Annotated in this window: 12 protein-coding genes; 2 read left to right on the forward strand and 10 right to left on the reverse strand. The window is 66.7% G+C overall.

Features of this window, described 5'->3' with window-relative positions:
- Positions 1 to 519 precede the first annotated feature (519 nt).
- Positions 520 to 2,166 (reverse strand): glycosyltransferase family 4 protein, encoded by a 1,647-nt coding sequence (locus FG94_RS20090; RefSeq protein ID WP_051996940.1) that lies wholly within the window; start codon positions 2,164 to 2,166, stop codon positions 520 to 522.
- A gap of 178 nt (positions 2,167 to 2,344) precedes the next feature.
- Here FG94_RS20090 and FG94_RS27710 point away from each other — a divergent pair, with 178 nt between their 5' ends.
- Complete coding sequence (locus FG94_RS27710; RefSeq protein WP_051996941.1) at positions 2,345 to 2,647, forward strand: response regulator; 303 nt, start codon at positions 2,345 to 2,347, stop codon at positions 2,645 to 2,647.
- On the opposite strand, the gene FG94_RS20100 is transcribed toward FG94_RS27710, so the two are convergent.
- Positions 2,644 to 3,288 carry a hypothetical protein gene (locus FG94_RS20100; RefSeq protein ID WP_036215350.1) on the reverse strand — a complete coding sequence of 215 codons (645 nt, stop codon included), beginning with the start codon at positions 3,286 to 3,288 and terminating at the stop codon, positions 2,644 to 2,646. The genes FG94_RS27710 and FG94_RS20100 overlap by 4 nt on opposite strands.
- 111 nt (positions 3,289 to 3,399) lie before the next feature.
- Positions 3,400 to 5,085: a PQQ-dependent sugar dehydrogenase gene (locus FG94_RS20105; protein ID WP_036215353.1), complete on the reverse strand. Its 1,686-nt coding sequence runs from the start codon at positions 5,083 to 5,085 to the stop codon at positions 3,400 to 3,402.
- A gap of 164 nt (positions 5,086 to 5,249) precedes the next feature.
- Between FG94_RS20105 and FG94_RS26190 the strand changes: the two genes are divergently transcribed.
- Positions 5,250 to 7,706 (forward strand): PAS domain S-box protein, encoded by a 2,457-nt coding sequence (locus tag FG94_RS26190; RefSeq protein WP_051996942.1) that lies wholly within the window; start codon positions 5,250 to 5,252, stop codon positions 7,704 to 7,706.
- Positions 7,707 to 7,716: 10 nt separating this feature from the next.
- Here FG94_RS26190 and FG94_RS20115 read toward each other — a convergent pair whose 3' ends face one another.
- The 7 genes from FG94_RS20115 to FG94_RS20145 all read right to left on the reverse strand — a co-directional run bounded on the left by FG94_RS20115 (position 7,717) and on the right by FG94_RS20145 (position 17,358).
- Positions 7,717 to 8,262 (reverse strand): DUF4256 domain-containing protein, encoded by a 546-nt coding sequence (locus FG94_RS20115; RefSeq protein WP_036215356.1) that lies wholly within the window; start codon positions 8,260 to 8,262, stop codon positions 7,717 to 7,719.
- Between the two features lie 130 nt (positions 8,263 to 8,392).
- Positions 8,393 to 9,502, reverse strand: coding sequence for a ribonucleotide-diphosphate reductase subunit beta (locus tag FG94_RS20120; protein ID WP_036215358.1), 1,110 nt, complete (start codon positions 9,500 to 9,502; stop codon positions 8,393 to 8,395).
- A gap of 196 nt (positions 9,503 to 9,698) precedes the next feature.
- Positions 9,699 to 12,635: a ribonucleoside-diphosphate reductase subunit alpha gene (locus tag FG94_RS20125; protein ID WP_036215361.1), complete on the reverse strand. Its 2,937-nt coding sequence runs from the start codon at positions 12,633 to 12,635 to the stop codon at positions 9,699 to 9,701.
- Between the two features lie 498 nt (positions 12,636 to 13,133).
- The gene (locus FG94_RS20130; protein WP_036215363.1) at positions 13,134 to 14,600 is read right to left on the reverse strand and encodes a sigma-54 dependent transcriptional regulator; all 1,467 of its coding nucleotides are present in this window, start codon (positions 14,598 to 14,600) and stop codon (positions 13,134 to 13,136) included.
- Positions 14,601 to 14,633: 33 nt separating this feature from the next.
- Positions 14,634 to 16,286 carry a nitrogen regulation protein NR(II) gene (locus FG94_RS20135; RefSeq protein ID WP_036215366.1) on the reverse strand — a complete coding sequence of 551 codons (1,653 nt, stop codon included), beginning with the start codon at positions 16,284 to 16,286 and terminating at the stop codon, positions 14,634 to 14,636.
- A gap of 8 nt (positions 16,287 to 16,294) precedes the next feature.
- Positions 16,295 to 16,558 carry a PP0621 family protein gene (locus FG94_RS20140; protein WP_036215369.1) on the reverse strand — a complete coding sequence of 88 codons (264 nt, stop codon included), beginning with the start codon at positions 16,556 to 16,558 and terminating at the stop codon, positions 16,295 to 16,297.
- A complete protein-coding gene (locus FG94_RS20145; protein WP_036215372.1) occupies positions 16,555 to 17,358 on the reverse strand; it encodes an inner membrane protein YpjD in 804 nt (267 codons plus the stop codon). The genes FG94_RS20140 and FG94_RS20145 overlap by 4 nt, the downstream gene beginning before the upstream one ends.
- Positions 17,359 to 17,527 lie beyond the last annotated feature (169 nt).

Genomic DNA, 17,527 nt, shown 5'->3' on the forward strand with positions numbered 1-17,527 from the left:
GGCACCGGCTGAACTGCTGCAACTCCTCACAATTGCAGCGCTTCAGCCAACGTCGCTAGGTAACCGATTCAATGCGTTCTCACATCGCTACCCTCGCGGGCGCGAAAAGAAAAAGCCGCCTTGCCTGAACTCGGTCAGGCAGTGCGGCTTGTTCTTTTCGCTTCGCTTAAGTGCATACTGATTGAATCAGTGTCCTATTATTCGATCGATTACTGCCCGGATGGACGCGACAATATCACATGTTCACGTTTTGACAAATTCAAACACGTAAAGTACACGAAAACTTTGTGAGCGCGCAACCCGAACACCTCAAAGTGAATCAGGATTTTCGTACTTAAACGTGCGATTGCGCATTCATCACCCGAAATCGCATTTCAACTGGTCGCCGAACCAGGATGCGCTTTCAATTGGGGCCGCATCGGCGATCCATCGGCGATCCATCGGCAAGCACCAGCTGCACATGCTTGGACATTGCGACGCGCGAAACAGTGCCTTTGATTTTTACGGGCGCCGGCCGTTTTATTCGACGACCCTGAGCAGGTCCATCTTGCACAGCCACGCCAGCCCGCGCAACAGCGTCGGCCGGTCGCATGGCCCCAGCGTGTCGATCAGTTCTTCCACTTCCACCGGCCGCGGCCCGATGGCGCCGAACAGGCGGCCGAAATCCTCGAGCGTCGGCAGCGAGCTTGAGGCGAAGCGGTTGATCGCTAGGTCCCGATACCGGTTCACCAGCGCCAGCGAGGCATCCGGCGCCAGCTCCACCAGCGAAGCGGCCGTGAGCGGACGCGTGGCGTAGCTCGCGAACAGGCGGAACGGATCGGGACGGTCCGGCGCGCGCGAAGGCAACGGCGGCGCCAGCACCGGGTCGGCGCGCCGCCGTTCGGCGAGTTCCTCCCACAAGGCGCGGTAGCGACCAAAAATGACGGTCCAGTCGAATGTCGTCTGCGCCCTTTGCCGCGCCTGTTCTCCGAGCCTGCGGCGCAGTTCCGCGTCGCGCACCAGGCGTCCGTAGGCCTGCGCCAGCAGCGCGCCGTCCACCGCCACCGCCTGGCTGGCGTGGCCGCAGTACATGTCGAAGCTGTCCACCCCGTCGTCGTAGCGCAGCGCCAGGTCGAGTCCCGCGCCCGCGCCCGGCATCACGGTCGGGATGCGGTAGCCGTCGATGCCGTCGCGCACCGTGTCGCGGTAGCCGTTCCAGTCCGAGACCACGCAGGGCAACCCGGCCGCCATCGCCTCCACCGGGGTCAGGCCGAAGGTCTCCTGCACATTGTCGGCCAAGGAGGTGAACACGTCGGCGGCGGCCCAGGCGTCGAGCTGGTTGTCAGGCACGCGGCCATCGAGTTCGACCAGGCGCACGGATGGACACAGGAGCGCCGCGGCCTCGCGGAAGGCCTGCTCGATGGCTTCTCCGGCGAACCAGCCGGCCAGGATCAGGTGCACGCGTCGCCCGTCCTTCTCGGCGCGCTCGAGCGCGGTGAACATCTGCTGCGGATGGGACTTCGCATGCACCGACAGCCGGCCGAGGTAGAGGAAGGCCACGTCCTCGTCCCCGATGCCGAGCCGGGCGCGCGCTTCCACGCGGCGGCCGGCGTCGGGGCGCAGGTCCGCCGCATGGACGCCGAGCGGAATCAGGGGCAGTTGCGGCAGCTCGAAGCGCTGCGCGGCCAGGCGGGTGCGCAGGTAGTCGGCCTGCTGCTCGACCAGCACCCGCACGCTGTCGCGCACTGCGCGCGAGGTGCAGACGATCGCGTCCCAGCTGCGCACCGGCGCCACCAGCAGGCTGCTCACCATGCTCATCATCTCGTGCGAGGCAGTGGCGTGGGTGATGCCGCACAGGCTGTAACGGTGCTCGCCAGCGGCCAGCCTGCGCCAGGCCAGGCGCTCGATGCCGGGGCCGGGGTGGTACAGGCAGCCGAAGCGGTCGAGCTCCTGCGGGCTCGATCGCGGTATCCACGCCACCGCGCCGCCGAAACCCTCGCCGCGCAGGGTGGCTGCGAATGCGTCGGCGTGGCTGCGGTCGGCGGCAAGGCAGCCAATTTCGCACAAGCCGGCATCGCGGGCATTCGCTCCCAGCAGGCCGACGCCGGCCGATTGCCGTCCCATCAGCTTCTGGCCGGCTACCGAAAAGGATTCGGGGATGTAATGCAGTGCGAAGTTGTCGGGCATGCGCGCTCCTGCGGCCAGGCTGGCCGGTCCAAGCCATGATAGCGGTGGTGCCTGCCGCACGGCGCAGGCGTGGAATCGCCCGTGGCGATGTTCGATCGCGAAGTCCGGAGCACGACACATCAATTGTGCGCGGCTGCTCATCGAGGACCGCCCCCTGGACGCGGAGCTGACTGTCCATGTGCATGACGGCGATGAAGCCCTGGTGCTGCTGCGCCGCGCGGAAGCGGCCGGCACGGCCGGACAGTTCTCACTGATCCTGCTGGACGTGCGGCTGCCGAAGATCGACGGCTTCGGCGTGCTCAAGCACATCCGCTCCTCCCCCTGCCTGCAAGCCATTCCGGCCGTCGTGGTGACCTCGCTGCCGGTGGAATCGGACCGCGTGCGCGCCTCGCTGCTGGGCGCCTCGAACTACCTCGCCAAGGCGATGGACCTCGACGAATTCGCCATCCTGCTGAAGATCTCGCTCAGGCCATTCATCTAGCCGACGCAGGCCTCGGCATATTCGGCGTCGCTTACCAGGCCCGCAAGACGCAGGGCCTCGGGCTTCAAGCTGTCCGGGAAGTCCACCTTGCCTTCGGGATTGCCCAACTCGTCCAAGGGCGAACAGGCGACCAGGCCCTGGATGATACGGTAGCCGGCGCCGCGCGGCATGCCCAGCTGGGCGTCCAGCCCGAACAGTCGCGGGAGGTGGCTTCCCGCCGCCGGCTGCGAGGCGCGGCGCCGGGCCTGCACCAGGCACACGGCCAGCCCCCTGTCCAACTCCCCTTCCCGCATGCGCTCCACACGCGGGACGGCGCGGCCGACATGGCGGATGCAAAAAGCGTCGAGGCCTGCGGCATCCAGGCGCGTCCACGCATGCCAGACCGAATCCGCCGCGCGCGAAGGCAGCGCGCAGGTGCCGGCCGCTGCGGCCGCGCAGTCGAAGAACATCATCAGGCCTTCGGCCGACTGGGCATAGAAGGAAGCGTCGCGCGGGATGCCGGGAAACGCCGCGTGCGCGCTCCTGGCCCAGTAGGGAAACAGTGCGGCGGGCACGTCAGCCAGCACGGATGCGTAGGTGGACTGGGCGAATTCCCATTCCACCGTGTGCGCCGGCGCGCGCGGGGTTTCCCTGACATTCATCGCTCTCTCCCTTGTCGACCCTCTTCACCTTAGTGCAGGGACACCCGGCGGATGATGAGCGAGCTCAACAATGAAAAAACCCGTCTCGCGACGGGTTTCAGGAGAGAGGCTTCAGCGCTGCGGGGCGATCCGCCAGACGGTGCCGCCGGCATCGTCGACCACCAGCAGGGCGCCGTCCTGCGCCACCTCGACCGCCGCGGGACGGCCCCAGACGTCGCGGTCGCTCAGCACCATGCCGCTCATGAAGTCCTGGTACTGGCCGGTCGGCACGCCGTTCTTCATGAAGACGCGCACCACCTTGTAGCCGGTGCGCACGCCGCGGTTCCAGGAACCGTGCAGGGCGACGAACACGTCACCCTCGTACTCCTTCGGGAAGGCGTTCTTCGCGCCCTTCGGCGCCTGGTACACCACCATGCCGAGCGGCGCCGAGTGCGACTGGATCAGCACGTCCGGCACGATGCTTCTACCCTTCAGGTCCGGGCGCTGGCCCTTCTGGCGCGGGTCTTCGTTGTCGCCGATGTAGTACCACGGCCAGCCGTAGAAACCGCCCTGCTTCACGCGCGTCAGGTAGTCCGGCGGCAGGTTGTCGCCCAGCGCATCGCGCTCGTTCACGGTGCACATCACGTCGCCGGTACTCGGGTAGACCAGCATGCCGACGCAGTTGCGCAGGCCGGTGGCATAGGTGCGGCGGTTCTTGCCGTCCACGTCGAAGGCCATGACGGTGGCGCGGTCGGTCTCCACGCCCCAGCTGGCGCCCAGGCCATGCCTGGCTTCCCACTGCGCGATCGGTTCGGGCGGCTGCGGGCCGATCTCGGTGGCCACGTTGGTGGCCGAGCCGATCGACAGCAGCATGGTCTTGCCGTCCTTCGAGAATGCCAGGGTGCGGGTGGTGTGGCCGCCGCTGGTGTCGGACAGCTCGGGAACGATGACTTCCGCCGCGCCGCGCGCCTTCAGGTCGCCGTTGCGGTAAGGGATACGCACCACCGAATTGACATTGGCGACGTACAGGTACTGCGGGTTTGCGCCCGACGGCCAGAAGGCGATGCCGTAGGGACGGTTCAAGCCGCTGGCAAAGACTTCGACGGTGTCGGCGACCCGGCCGAACTTTGAACGCGCCACCTTGATCTCGCCCTTGGCGGTGGCGGACAGGAAGACGTCGCCGTTCGGCGCGCGCAGCGCCACCCGCGGCTTGTCGGTATTAACGGCGAACACGCTCACGCTGAAGCCCTGCGGCACGACCGGCATGCTGCCGTTCGGACGCGCCTCGACGCGCGGGCCGTTGCCGGCGCTGTTCGTGGCAAACGGCGGCGGCATGTCGGTGACCTTGATGTGGTGGATGCGGCCGGGCTGGTTGTCGTCCCAGGAACCCTGGCGCTCGGCCGGGGTAGCTGCCTTCGCGGGTGCCGCTGCCGTGACGGCGCCCTGCAGGCTGGCGAGGTAGCCGACCAGCGCGGTGCGGGCCGCCTTGTCCGGCACGCCGACCGGCATCGTGGTGCCGGGCACGTTCTTCGCGGGGTCTGCCAGGAAAACGTCCAGCTCTTCACGGGTCCAGGTCTTGCCGGCCGCGCCGGCTTTCACCAGGGCCGCGGAGTAGTTGAAGCCGGGGACGCCGGCCGCCTTGCGCCCAACGACGCCGAACAGGCCCGGACCGGCGCGCGAGGACAGGTTCGCGTCCACGCTGTGGCAGCTGGCGCAGTTGTTCTGGAAGGTGGTCTGGCCGGCCGTCGTCGACGGTGCGGCGTGGGCAGCGGATGCGGCTGCCAGGCTGGCGATCAGCACCAGGGTCTTGGCTTGCAAAGGCGTTCTCCTGTTATGAGCAATGCGGAACTGGACGGTTCGCCATCATAGGGCAACTCGGCCGCGTGCGCTGAGTAAAGTGTGTCAGGGCTATAATCGCGCACTGCCCCCTCCGGCACCAGCGCGCGGAGCCCATCACAAGCAATTAACGAACGCCGAAACCAATGCCGATGCCCCCGGCCGATGCGGACTCCGTGGCGCATGCCGAACTTGCCCGCTATCGCTTCATCACCGGACTCGACGACGCGATCCGCCTGCTCACCGATCCCGAACAGATTGCCCAGACCGCCGCGCGCCTGCTCGGCGAGCATCTCGGCGCGGACCGCTGCGCCTATGCCTACGTGAGCGAAGACCAGGACAGCTTCGCCCTCACCGGCAACTACACCAGGGACGTTCCCAGCATCGTCGGGCGTTATCCGACGGCCGCCTTCGGCGCCGAGTTCGTCCGCCTGAATAGCCAGGGCTTGCCCTATGTCGTGGAGGACAGCGAGATCGACCCACGCGCAAGCGACGTGTTGCAGGCTTACCGCGATACCGTCATCCGCGCCGTGATCTGCGTCCCCGTCATCAAGGGCGGCCGGTGGGTGGCCTGCATGGCCCTGCACCAGGCCCCTCCCCGCCACTGGCAGGAACACGAAGTCCGGCTGCTCGAGGCGGTCGCCCACCGCGCGTGGGAATCGATCGAACGCAGCCGCATCGCGATCGAACTGCGCGCGGCCGAGGAACGGGTGCGCGCCAGCCACGACTACCTGCGCCTGCTGCTCGACTGCACCGAGGAAGGCTTTTATTCGATCGACCGCGAGGGCGTCACCATCATGTGCAACGCCGCCTTCCTGAAGATACTGGGATTTCAACACGAGAGCGAGGTGATCGGCAGGAAGCTGCATGGCGTGATCCACCACGCGCACCCGGACGGCGCGCATTACTGCGTGGAGGATTGCCCGATCTACCGCGCCGCGCGCGACGGCGTGCCGGCGCTGGTGGACGACGAGATGTTCTTCCGCGTGGACGGCAGCGCTTTTCCGGTCGAGTACCGCGCGCGCCCGGTCTGGCGCGACGGCCAGCTGCATGGCGCGGTCTGCACCTTCGTCGACCTGACCCAGCGCCGCCGCACCGAGGATGCGCTGCGCAAGAGCGAGGCCCATCTGCAGTCGGTGTTCGGGCAGACCGCCGCCGGCATCTGCGAAACCGACCTGCAAGGCCGGATCGTGAAGATCAACGACCGCTTCTGCGAGATGGTGGGACGCACCCGGGAAGAGCTGCTCTCGACGAGCATGCAGGAGATCACCCATCCTGACGACCTGCCGCTGAACCTTCCGCTGTTCAAGCGGATCATCGCCACCGGCGAGTCCTTCGAGATCGAAAAACGCTACCTGCGCCCGGACGGAAGCAGCGTCTGGGTCAACAATACCGTCAGCCTGATCCGCGCTCCGGCCGGACAGGGCTCGGACAGCACCCTCGCCGTCTGCATCGACATCACCAAGCGCAAGCACGCCGAGGAAGCCTTGCGCGAAGCCGACCGCCGCAAGGACGAGTTCCTGGCCATGCTGGCGCACGAGCTGAGGAACCCGATGGCGCCGATCCGCGCCGCCGCCGACCTGCTGGAGTCACACGACCTGGCGCCCGAGCAGCGCCGCCGCACCAGCCAGATCATCTCGCGCCAGGTCAAGCACATGACCGGCCTGGTGGACGACCTGCTGGACGTCTCGCGCGTCACGCGCGGCCTGGTGGAATTGCAGAAGGTCCGGCTCGACGTGAAGCAGGTCATCGCCGACGCCGTCGAGCAGAACCGCCCCCTGATGGAAGCGAAGCGCCACCGCCTGGTGGTGGAACTGGCGTTCGACGCCGCCCAGGTGCTGGGCGACCACAAGCGCCTGGTGCAGGTGCTGAGCAACCTGCTGGGCAACGCGGCCAAGTACACGCCGGCGGAAGGCCGTATCGAAGTGACGATGGGCGCCACCGGATCGCAAGTGGTCCTGGAAGTGGCGGACAACGGCATCGGCATCGCCCAGGAACTGCAGGCGCGCATTTTCGACCTGTTCGCCCAGGCCGACCGCAGTCCCGACCGCTCGCAGGGCGGCCTCGGCATCGGCCTGGCGCTGGTGAGAAGCCTGGTGGAGCTGCACGGCGGCAGCGTCGCCTGCCACAGCAAAGGCCTGGGCAGGGGCAGCCGCTTCCTGGTCACCCTGCCGCGCGCGGCCGGGCAGGATGCGCACTCCGGCACCCAGCGCGATGCGCTGGCGCAGGCGCCCATCGTCCCCCGGCGCGTGCTGGTGGTCGACGACAACGTCGATGCGGCCCAGATGCTGGGCATGTGCCTGGAGGCGGCCGGCCACGCCGTCATGATCGAGCACGATTCGCAGCAGGCGCTGGAACGGGCCAGTGCCTGGCTGCCCGAGGTGTGCATCCTCGATATCGGCCTGCCTGGGACGGACGGGAACGAGCTGGCGCGCCGCTTGCGCGCGCAGCCGGAGACCTCGAAGGCGACCCTGATCGCCTTGACGGGCTATGGGCAGGAGCAGGACCGGCAGAACGCCATGGCGGCGGGCTTCGACCATCACCTGGTCAAGCCGGTGGCGGCGCCGGACTTGCTGGCGCTGGTGGCCAAGGCGCAGCGCTAGCGCGCCTGGCTTACACGGTCAGCAGGCCGCGAAAGCCGCGCGCCGCGTAATAGGACTCGGCGCCGTTGTGGTAGACGAATACCCGGCCGTAGCGGCGGTCGCAGAACAGCGCGCCGCCCAGCTTGCGCACGTCTGGCGGGGTGGCGATCCAGCTCGAGGTCTTGCGGTCGAATTCACCGAGCGTCTGCAGGTGGCGGTACTGTTCTTCGGTGAGCAGCGCGATGCCCATGCTGGCGGCCACCTCCTCCGCACTGCTGCGCGGCTTGTTTTCCTTGCGCGCGTCCAAGGCGGCGGGGTCGTAGCAGATGCTGCGCCGGCCTGCCGGCGATTCCGGGGAACAGTCGCAGAAGATGATGCTGCCGGTCGCCTGCTCGATGCCGACGATGTCCGGCTCGCCGCCGGTCGCTTCCATCTGTGCCAGCGCATCCAGCGCAGCCGGATGGCGGTCGAGTCTTGCTTCTACCGCGGACCAATCAACTCCCGCGTGGCGGTGCATGTTCTTGTCGAAGCGGGCCTTCAATGTCTGCAGCAGTTCCTTGGCTTGTTCCGGGCGCATGGCTGGTCTTGTCCTCTCATGGTGGATGACTGCGATCAGGAACGCAAACTTAGCACAGCTCCGGACTCGGGCATGAAAAAACCCGGCTGCCGTTGCCGGCAGCCGGGTTTCGTGAGTCCGATGCGGAAGATCAGTCCCAGCTCAGCGCACCGCCGGTCTGGTACTCGGTCACGCGCGTCTCGAAGAAGTTACGCTCCTTCTTCAGGTCGATCATCTCGCTCATCCACGGGAACGGGTTCTCTTCGTTCGGGAACAGCGGATCCAGGCCGATCTGCACGGCGCGGCGGTTGGCGATGAAGCGCAGGTAGCCCTTGAACATCGGGGCGTTCAGGCCCAGCACGCCGCGCGGCATGGTGTCTTCGGCGTAGCGGTACTCGAGTTCGACGGCCTGCAGGAACAGGGCTTTCAGCTCTTCGCGGAAGGCCGCGGTCCACAGCTGCGGGTTTTCCATCTTGATCGTGTTGATCAGGTCGATGCCGAAGTTCACGTGCATCGACTCGTCGCGCAGAATGTACTGGTACTGCTCGGCGGCGCCGGTCATCTTGTTCTGGCGGCCGAGCGCCAGGATCTGGGTGAAGCCGACGTAGAAGAACAGGCCTTCCATCAGGCAGGCGAACACGATGATCGACTTCAGCAGCTTCTGGTCGTTTTCCAGGGTGCCGGTCTTGAAGTCAGGATCGGTCAGGACGTTGATGAACGGGATCAGGAACTGGTCCTTGTCGTGGATCGACGCGATCTCGTTGTAGGCGTTGAAGATCTCGCGCTCGTCCAGGCCCAGCGATTCGACGATGTACTGGTAGGCGTGGGTGTGGATTGCTTCCTCGAAAGCCTGGCGCAGCAGGTACTGGCGGCATTCCGGCGCGGTGATGTGGCGGTAGGTGCCCAGCACGATGTTGTTGGCGGCGAGCGAGTCGGCGGTCACGAAGAAGCCGAGGTTGCGCTTGACCAGGCGGCGCTCGTCTTCCGACAGGCCGTTCGGGCTCTTCCACAGCTCGATGTCGCGCTGCATGTTCACTTCCTGCGGCATCCAGTGGTTCGCGCAGCCGGCCAGGTACTTGTCCCATGCCCACTTGTACTTGAACGGCACCAGCTGGTTCACGTCGGTCTGGCCGTTGATGATGCGCTTGTCGTCGGCGTTGACGCGCTTGGCGACTTCGGCGGCGGCGGGTGCGGCTTCGCCGGCGGCTTGCGGTGCGCGCGGGGCTGGTGAGGTAGTCGGTTCGTCGTCCCAAGAGAGCATGGTGTTATTCCTTCTTTCGTGGCCTCCTCGATTGGTGGGGCCGTTAAGTATTCAGGGTGGTCGTCATTCGCGGGTGGAAGCCAAGCGTTAGTGGTGCACTACGAACTTGGATTCCGGCCTTCGCCGGAATGACGGTTTTTAGGGTGGTGGTACAAAGTGCTGCCGGGCCGTGAGGCCGGGCAGCACTTTCTTTGGCTTACTGGCAGGCTTCGCACTCGTCGAAGCCGGCGTCGCCCGGACGCAGGTAGCAGGCGGCGCCCTCCACCACTTCCGCGCTTGCAGCCGCCGGTGCCGCCGGAGCGGCAGCCACCGGACCGTTCGCTGCCGGCGCGGCGTGGCCGGCCACCAGGCCGCCCGAGACCGGCACCGCGTTCAGGGCGCCGGTGCGGGTGGTCGACTTCTCCATGTGCGTCGCCGCGATGGTGCGCAGGTAGTAGGTGGTCTTCAGGCCGCGCAGCCAGGCCAGCTTGTAGGTCTCGTCCAGCTTCTTGCCCGAGGCGCCGGCCATGTAGATGTTCAGCGACTGGGCCTGGTCGATCCACTTCTGGCGGCGCGAGGCGGCTTCCACCAGCCACTTCGGCTCGACTTCGAACGCGGTGGCGTAGATGTCGCGCAGGTCTTGCGGCACGCGGTCGATCTTGGAGAGCGAACCGTCGAAGTATTTCAGGTCGGCGATCATCACCTCGTCCCACAGGTCGCGCGCCTTCAGGTCGCGCACCAGGTAGGAGTTGATCTCGGTGAACTCGCCCGACAGGTTCGACTTCACGTACAGGTTCTGGAAGGTCGGCTCGATGCAGGCCGACACGCCGATGATGTTCGAGATGGTCGCGGTCGGGGCGATCGCCACGCAGTTCGAGTTACGCATGCCGAACTGCTTGATGCGCTCGCGCACCACGGTCCAGTCCATCGATTCGCTGGTGTCCTGCTCCAGGTAGCCGCCGCGTTCTTCCGCCAGCAGCTTGATCGAGTCCTGCGGCAGGATGCCGCGGTCCCACAGCGAACCTTCGTAGGTCTCGTAGCGGCCGCGCTCTTCGGCCAGCTCGGTCGAGGCCAGGTAGGCGTAGTAGCAGACGGCTTCCATCGACTTGTCGGCGAATTCGACTGCTTTCTCCGAAGCGAACGGCACGCGCATCATGTGCAGGCAGTCCTGGTGGCCCATGATGCCCATGCCCACCGGGCGGTGGCGCAGGTTCGAATTGCGCGCCTTGTCCACGGCGTAGTAGTTGATGTCGATGACGTTGTCCAGCATGCGCATCGCGGTGCGGATGGTCTTCTGCAGCTTGGCGTGGTCCAGGCCCTCGCCCTTCATGTGCTGCGGCAGGTTCACCGAGCCCAGGTTGCAGACGGCGATCTCGTCGGCGCTGGTGTTCAGCGTGATCTCGGTGCACAGGTTCGACGAGTGCACCACGCCGACGTGCTGCTGCGGCGAGCGGATGTTGCACGGATCCTTGAAGGTGATCCATGGGTGGCCGGTCTCGAACAGCATCGACAGCATCTTGCGCCACAGGTCGAGCGCTTCGACCTTCTTGTACACGGTCATTTCGCCGCGTGCAGCCTTGGCTTCATAGGCGACGTAGGCTTCTTCGAAGGCCTTGCCGACCTTGTCGTGCAGGTCCGGGGTTTCGCTCGGCGAGAACAGGCTCCAGTGGCCCTTCTCCATCACGCGCTTCATGAACAGGTCGGGAATCCAGTTCGCGGTGTTCATGTCGTGGGTGCGGCGGCGGTCGTCGCCGGTGTTCTTGCGCAGGTCGAGGAATTCCTCGATGTCCATGTGCCAGGTTTCCAGGTAGGCGCAGACCGCGCCCTTGCGCTTGCCGCCCTGGTTCACCGCCACGGCGGTGTCGTTGACCACTTTCAGGAACGGGACCACGCCCTGCGACTTGCCGTTGGTGCCCTTGATGCGTGAGCCCAGCGCGCGGACCGGGGTCCAGTCGTTGCCCAGGCCGCCGGCGAACTTCGACAGCAGCGCGTTTTCCTTGATCGCGTCGTAGATGCCTTCCAGGTCGTCGCCGACGGTGGTCAGGTAGCACGAGGACAGCTGCGAGCGGCGGGTGCCCGAGTTGAACAGGGTCGGGGTCGAGCTCATGAAGTCGAACGACGACAGCAGGTTGTAGAACTCGATGGCGCGCGCTTCGCGGTCGGCTTCGCGCAGGGCCAGGCCCATCGCGACGCGCATGTAGAAGGCCTGCGGCATCTCGATGCGGGTTTCGCGCACGTGCAGGAAGTAGCGGTCGTACAGGGTCTGCAGGCCGATGTAGCCGAACTGCAGGTCGCGGTCGGCGACGATGGCCTTGGCCAGGCGCTCGAGGTCGTACTTGCCCAGCTCTTCGTCCAGCAGTTCGTTCTGGATGCCCTTGGCGATGTATTGCGGGAAGTAGGTGATGTACTCGGCAGCGGCGCCGGCTTGCGGCACTTCATGGCCGAAGACTTCCTTGCGGATGGTGTGCAGCAGGATGCGCGCGGTGACCTGGCTGTAGGCCGGGTCGGTTTCCATCAGGGCGCGGGCGGCCAGGATGGCCGACTTGTGCAGCTCTTCGACCGGCACGCCGTCGTACAGGTTCTTCAGGGTCTCGGCGACGATGGCGTCGGCGTCGACGTGCTTTTCCAGGCCCGAGCAAGCGGCGTTCACGAGGGCGTGGACGTCGTTGATGTCCAGCGGACGGCGCTCGCCGCCGTCGACCACGTGGATCTGCGGCGCGGCGACCGGAGTACCGCCGGCGGCTTCCTTGGCGGCCTTGCGCTCTTCCATGCGCTTGGCGCGGTACAGCACGTATTCGCGGGCGACGTCATGCTCGCCCGAGCGCATCAGCGACAGTTCGACCTGGTCCTGCACGTCTTCGATGTGGAAGGTGCCGCCGTTCGGCTGGCGGCGCACGAGGGCAGCCACCACGTTGTTGGTCAGCTGCTCGACCAGCTCGCGGATGCGGGCCGACGCCGCGCCCTGCCCGCCGGCGACGGCGAGGAAGGCCTTTGTCATCGCGACCGAGATCTTGTGCGGCTCGAAAGCGACCACGGCGCCGTTGCGGCGGATAACCCGGTAGTCACCACGTGCGACGATTTCTGCGGGCGTGGCGGTGGCCGACGCGCCTGGGGTGACGTGCGGATTGATCGAAATGTCTTGTGCTGTTTGCATTGAGCCTCCAGTGAGCAGCGGATTTGCCGTTGTTGTCTTGAGCCGGACTTGTCAACCGGACAAAATTTTAAGCAAAGCGATACCCCGCCAGCTGGAACTCCTCACTGGCAACCAAGGATGAGATCAATGCGGCAGGGTAGAAATCGTTGTTAATTCAGTAGCTTGCAGAGCAAGCTTCAAGTCGAACGTGAATCTAGTTTCTTCTGATCCACTACCACTATATCTAGTGTTCGAACTTGATATGAGACTAATTGTAGTGCCTGACCTAGGTCAGGGCAAGTGACGGAGCCCGTAATTTTTTTTGTTTTTTTTGGTGCGCTGGCTTGACAAGCCCATAGGGCAAGAACGACGGGCGGTATGCGGTGAGTGAGCACTAACCCTGATCCGGAACGCTGCACAAGGCTTAATCAACTGCATGCGCGGCGCATCGTTCTTGTGCATTTTGCACTGGCGAAAAGACAACATCACGACATGCCGACTCGCGCTTTTGCAGGAGACTCACGCATGGTCGTCCGGCGCGCAGATCTCCAGCTTCTGCATCTGGTAGCGCAGCTGGCGCACGCTGATGCCGAGCAGGCTCGCTGCCTGGGTGCGGTTGAACTGGGTCTGCTGCAGGGCGCGTCCGATGATGTCGCGCTCGACCTGGCTCAGGTACTCGGGCAGGTTGCTCGGCAGGCCGTTGGGGCCCAGCATGGCGGAAGCGGGCGCCGCCTCCACCGGGGCAGGCGCAGGCGTCGGCATCGGTTCCGGCAAGGGCGTGGGCGCGGGCATGGGCGCCGGCGCGCTCGCGGCCGGTTCGCGCCGCAACGCGTCGCCCGGCCGCGCCGCCTTGAGCGACAGGTCGCCCACTTCGATCACGCCGTCGTTGGCAAAGGCCAGCGCCCGCTCCAGCACGTTTTCCAGTTCGCGGATGTTCCCCGGGAAGGAGTAGGCACGCAGCGCATCGAGCACGCCCGGTCCGAGCGCGGCCTGGCCCGGCCCGGCAAGGCGCGCCAGGATCGCGTCCACCAGCGGCGCCAGGTCGTCGATCCGTTCGCGCAGCGGCGGCAGCGACAGTTCGATCACGTTCAGGCGGTAGAACAAGTCCTGCCTGAACCTGCCCTGCTCCACGCATTTCGCCAGGTCCTGGTGGGTGGCGCTGATGATGCGCACGTCCACCGGCTCTTCGGTGGTGGCGCCGATCTTGCGCACGCGCCGCTCCTGGATCGCGCGCAGCAGCTTGACCTGCATCGGCAGCGGCAGGTCGGCCACTTCGTCCAGCATCAGGGTGCCGCCGTTGGCGGCCTGGAAGAAGCCGTCGCGCTCTTCGGCCGCGCCGGTGAAGGCGCCCTTGCGGTAGCCGAAGAACTCGGCTTCCATCAGGGTTTCGGGAATGGCGCCGCAGTTCACCGCCACGAACGCCTTGCCGGCGCGCGAACTCTGGGCGTGGATCTCGCGCGCGGCCAGTTCCTTGCCGCTGCCGGATTCGCCCGTGATCGAGATCGGCGCGTTCGAGCGCGCCAGCCGTCCGATCTGGGCGCGCAAGGCCGCCATCGCGCTTGACGTGCCGATCATGCGCGAACCGGGCGCCGCGCCGTCCGCCCGGGGCGCCGGGGCATCAAGCAGTTTCAGGGCCGAGCGCACCATCACGCGCAGCGCATCCAGGGCCACCGGCTTGGAGATGTAGTCGAAGGCGCCGGCCTTGAGCGCCACCACCGCGTTCTCGGCGCTGCCGTAGGCGGTGATGACGGCGATCGGCGTGCCCTTGTGCGAGGCGGTGACCTCGCGCACCAGTTCCAGCCCCAGGCCGTCCGGCAGGCGCATGTCGGTCAGGATCAGCGCGTAGTCGTGTTCCTCGAGCAGGCCGCGCGCCTGGCGCAGCGTGGCGGCGCTGTCGACGTCCAGCCCCATCTTGAGCAGGGTGATCTCGAGCAGTTCGCGCAGGTCGGCTTCGTCGTCGACCACCAGGATGCGGGGTGCGGTCATGGTTCTCTCACACTATATATAAGCAGCCGGATCCTAGGCCGGCTGCGAGAAGCTGATCACGAAACGCCCGCTCGCCCGGCGCGGTCCGGTGGCGGTGGGGTCGAAGCGGTATTCGTAGTCGAGCTTCGCGTCGTTGTTCAGGCACAGCTCGCGCGCCAGGTACAGGCCCAGGCCCGTGCCCTTGCTCGAGGTAGTATAGAAGGGTTCGAACAGGTGGGCGCGCACTTCGGGCGTGATGCCGGGGCCGTCGTCCTGCACGTGCAGTTCGATGCGGCCGGCGGCGTCCAGGGCCGGGAAGATGCGGATGCTGCCGGGCTCGCGGCTGGCATAGCGCACCGCATTGCCCAGCAGGTTGAGCAGCACTTCGTGCAGGTGCAGCGGGTCGAAGCGCAGCGCGCTCGTCCCGGGGTCGCCCAGGTAGACTATATCAGCCGCGAGCCCATGGGTTTCGCAGAATTCGGCCTTCAGCTCGGCGAGAAAGCTGGCCAGCTGCACCGGCTCGCCGTTCGGCTGCACCTTGCGCGACAGCTGCAGGATGTCCTCGACCATGCGGTTCACGCGCGTCACGTTGTCGCCCACGATCTTCAGCAGGCGCACCTCGGCCGGGCCGTGCAGGTCTTCGGCCAGCAGCGCGGTGGCGTGGCCGATCGCCGACAGCGGATTGCGCACCTCGTGCGCGATGCTGGCGGTGAGGCGTCCCATCGAGGCCAGCTTGAGCTGCTGCGCCTGGTTCTCGATGGCGCTGACGTCCTGCATGAACACCACGCTGCGTCCCAGCGCGACATCCAGCGTGTCGACCCGCGCGAAGCGCAGCTTCAGGTGCACCGGCTGGTCGCGTCGGCCGCGCAGGGGGCCCGCGTCTTCCTGGTAGGGCTTGACGGTCACGAACGCAGCGTCTTCGCTCGGCGCGCGCAGCCAGGCGCTGAAAGCTTGCGCCAGCGGTTCCAGCCCCGGCGCCTCGCCCAGCCGGAACGCCGCCACCTCCCCTTCCAGGCCCAGCATGCGGCGCGCCGCGGGGTTGCCGGTGAAGACCGCGCTGTCGTCGCCCACCACCAGGATGCCGTCGCCGACGTCGGCGATCACGATCGCGTTGATCGCCTGCTGGACGCGCAGGTCGACGCCGCGCTGCGCGGCCAGTTCTTCCTGCTTGATCAGGCGCGCCGCCAGGCGGTTTACCACCAGCACGCCGGCGAAGAAGGCGGCGCCGTACAGCCCGGCCTGCATCGGCGAGCGCCCGTTGTCCTGCATGAAGACCTGCCAGGTGGTTTCAAGCAGCAGGAACAGGGTCGCGACCGCGCTCGCAAACAGCGCCAGCGTCAGGGGAGCCAGGATGGCGGCGCCGGCCAGCGGGAACAGGTACAGGATCGCCAGGCCGCTGCGCATGCCGCCGGCTTCCAGGTAGAGCAGCGAGATCACGGCCAGGTCGAGCGCGATCTGGCAGCCCAGCTGCAGCGCGAAGCGGCGCCGCCACCAGGCGCCGAGCGCGCCGAAAACGAGCGCCGCCACCAGGTAGAACAGGCAGGCCGGGGTGTTGGCCGCGTCCAGGCGCACGCCCCCGTCGGTGATGCGCACGCCCAGGTAGAGCAGCAGCACCAGCGCGATGACGATGCGGGTGACGGTGAAGGTCTGTAGCGAGCGCCACAGGGTCATGCGCGCTTCGCGGGACAGCACCGCTGCTGGCGACATCGGCCGGCTTACTGCGGCGGCAGGCGCACGTGGCCCGGCGAGCAGTAGTCGTGGCCGTCGGCGTGCACCGCTTCGGAGGCCGGGAAATGGATGCCGCAGTGCGCGCACTGGGTCATGGTTTCGATTTCGGCCACCGGCGCCTGGCGCGGCGGTTCACGCGCATCTTGCCGATTGAGGGGCGGCTGCTGGCGCCCGCCCAGGCCCTTGAGCTTGGCGCGAATTGCCATGACGACCAGCCCGATCAGGAGGATCCAGAAGATGACGCGACTCATGCCAGCCCCCGGTGCAGGACGACTTCGAGCACGAAGCGGCTGCCGACGTAGGCCAGCGCCAGCGTGGCGAAGCCCGCCAGCGTGAAGCGCAGCGCTGTCTTGCCGCGCCAGCCTTGATAACGGCGGCCGGCCAGCAGCGCCGCGAACAGCAGCCAGGACAGCAGCGCGAACACGCTCTTATGGTCGAGACGCAGGGCGCGGCCGAACAGCTGTTCGGAGAACACCACGCCCGACAGCACGGTGAGGCTGAGCAGGATGAAGCCGATCCAGATCACGCGGAACAGCAGCTTTTCCATGGTCAGCAGCGCCGGCAGCTGGTCCAGCGCGCTGCCCAGCCAGCCGCCGCTGGCGGCGCGCGTGTGCAGGCGCGCCTCCTGCAAGGCCATCAGCACCGCATGGAAGGCGGCGATGGTGAGCGTACTGTAGGCCAGCACCGCGACCACGACGTGCCAGCCGAAGGCGGGCGTCTGGCCGTTCAGCGGCAGCAGGCTGCCGGGGAAGACCACCGGCAGCACCGCCGCCACCACGGCGAAAGGCATGACCAGGCGGCGCATGCCGTCGAGGGCGAAATTGCGGTTTTCCAGCCAGTAGGCGGCCACCGAGACCCACAGGGCGCTCGAGAGCATGATGGCGAAGCCGACCCGCAGCTGGCCCGGCTCGGCCACGTCGAGCCCGAGCGCGGCGCCATGCGCCGCCCAGGCCAGGGCGGTGACGCCTGAGATGACGGCGCCCCGGCGCGACGGCAGCAGGGCGCACACCGCGTACAGCAGGGCCGCGGCGAGGAAGAGGGAGTTCTGCATAATAAGAGTCTACACCATCGGGAAATGGTGGGGGCGGGCCCTCCTGTATGGCACAGGGACATGGGTTACACATGTCTAGAGACATAGGTGACACATGTCGAACCATTCTACGCCTTAATCCTGAGGTCGATTTCTGCGACTTTTCGCGTACAGAACATGACGTCGAAGT

This window comes from Massilia sp. LC238 (assembly GCF_000735635.1).
Taxonomy (GTDB): domain Bacteria; phylum Pseudomonadota; class Gammaproteobacteria; order Burkholderiales; family Burkholderiaceae_D; genus Telluria; species Telluria varians.

Bases quoted from the DNA above. Each gene is read 5' to 3' on its own strand.
- FG94_RS20115 (WP_036215356.1), bottom strand. From the start codon at position 8,262: ATGCGCCCGGAACAAGCCAAGGAACTGCTGCAGACATTGAAGGCCCGC.
- FG94_RS20125 (WP_036215361.1), bottom strand. From the start codon at position 12,635: ATGCAAACAGCACAAGACATTTCGATCAATCCGCACGTCACCCCAGGC.
- FG94_RS20140 (WP_036215369.1), bottom strand. From the start codon at position 16,558: ATGAGTCGCGTCATCTTCTGGATCCTCCTGATCGGGCTGGTCGTCATG.
- FG94_RS20090 (WP_051996940.1), bottom strand. From the start codon at position 2,166: ATGCCCGACAACTTCGCACTGCATTACATCCCCGAATCCTTTTCGGTA.
- FG94_RS20120 (WP_036215358.1), bottom strand. From the start codon at position 9,502: ATGCTCTCTTGGGACGACGAACCGACTACCTCACCAGCCCCGCGCGCA.
- FG94_RS20145 (WP_036215372.1), bottom strand. From the start codon at position 17,358: ATGCAGAACTCCCTCTTCCTCGCCGCGGCCCTGCTGTACGCGGTGTGC.
- FG94_RS26190 (WP_051996942.1), top strand. From the start codon at position 5,250: ATGCCGATGCCCCCGGCCGATGCGGACTCCGTGGCGCATGCCGAACTT.
- FG94_RS20100 (WP_036215350.1), bottom strand. From the start codon at position 3,288: ATGAATGTCAGGGAAACCCCGCGCGCGCCGGCGCACACGGTGGAATGG.
- FG94_RS20135 (WP_036215366.1), bottom strand. From the start codon at position 16,286: ATGTCGCCAGCAGCGGTGCTGTCCCGCGAAGCGCGCATGACCCTGTGG.
- FG94_RS20130 (WP_036215363.1), bottom strand. From the start codon at position 14,600: ATGACCGCACCCCGCATCCTGGTGGTCGACGACGAAGCCGACCTGCGC.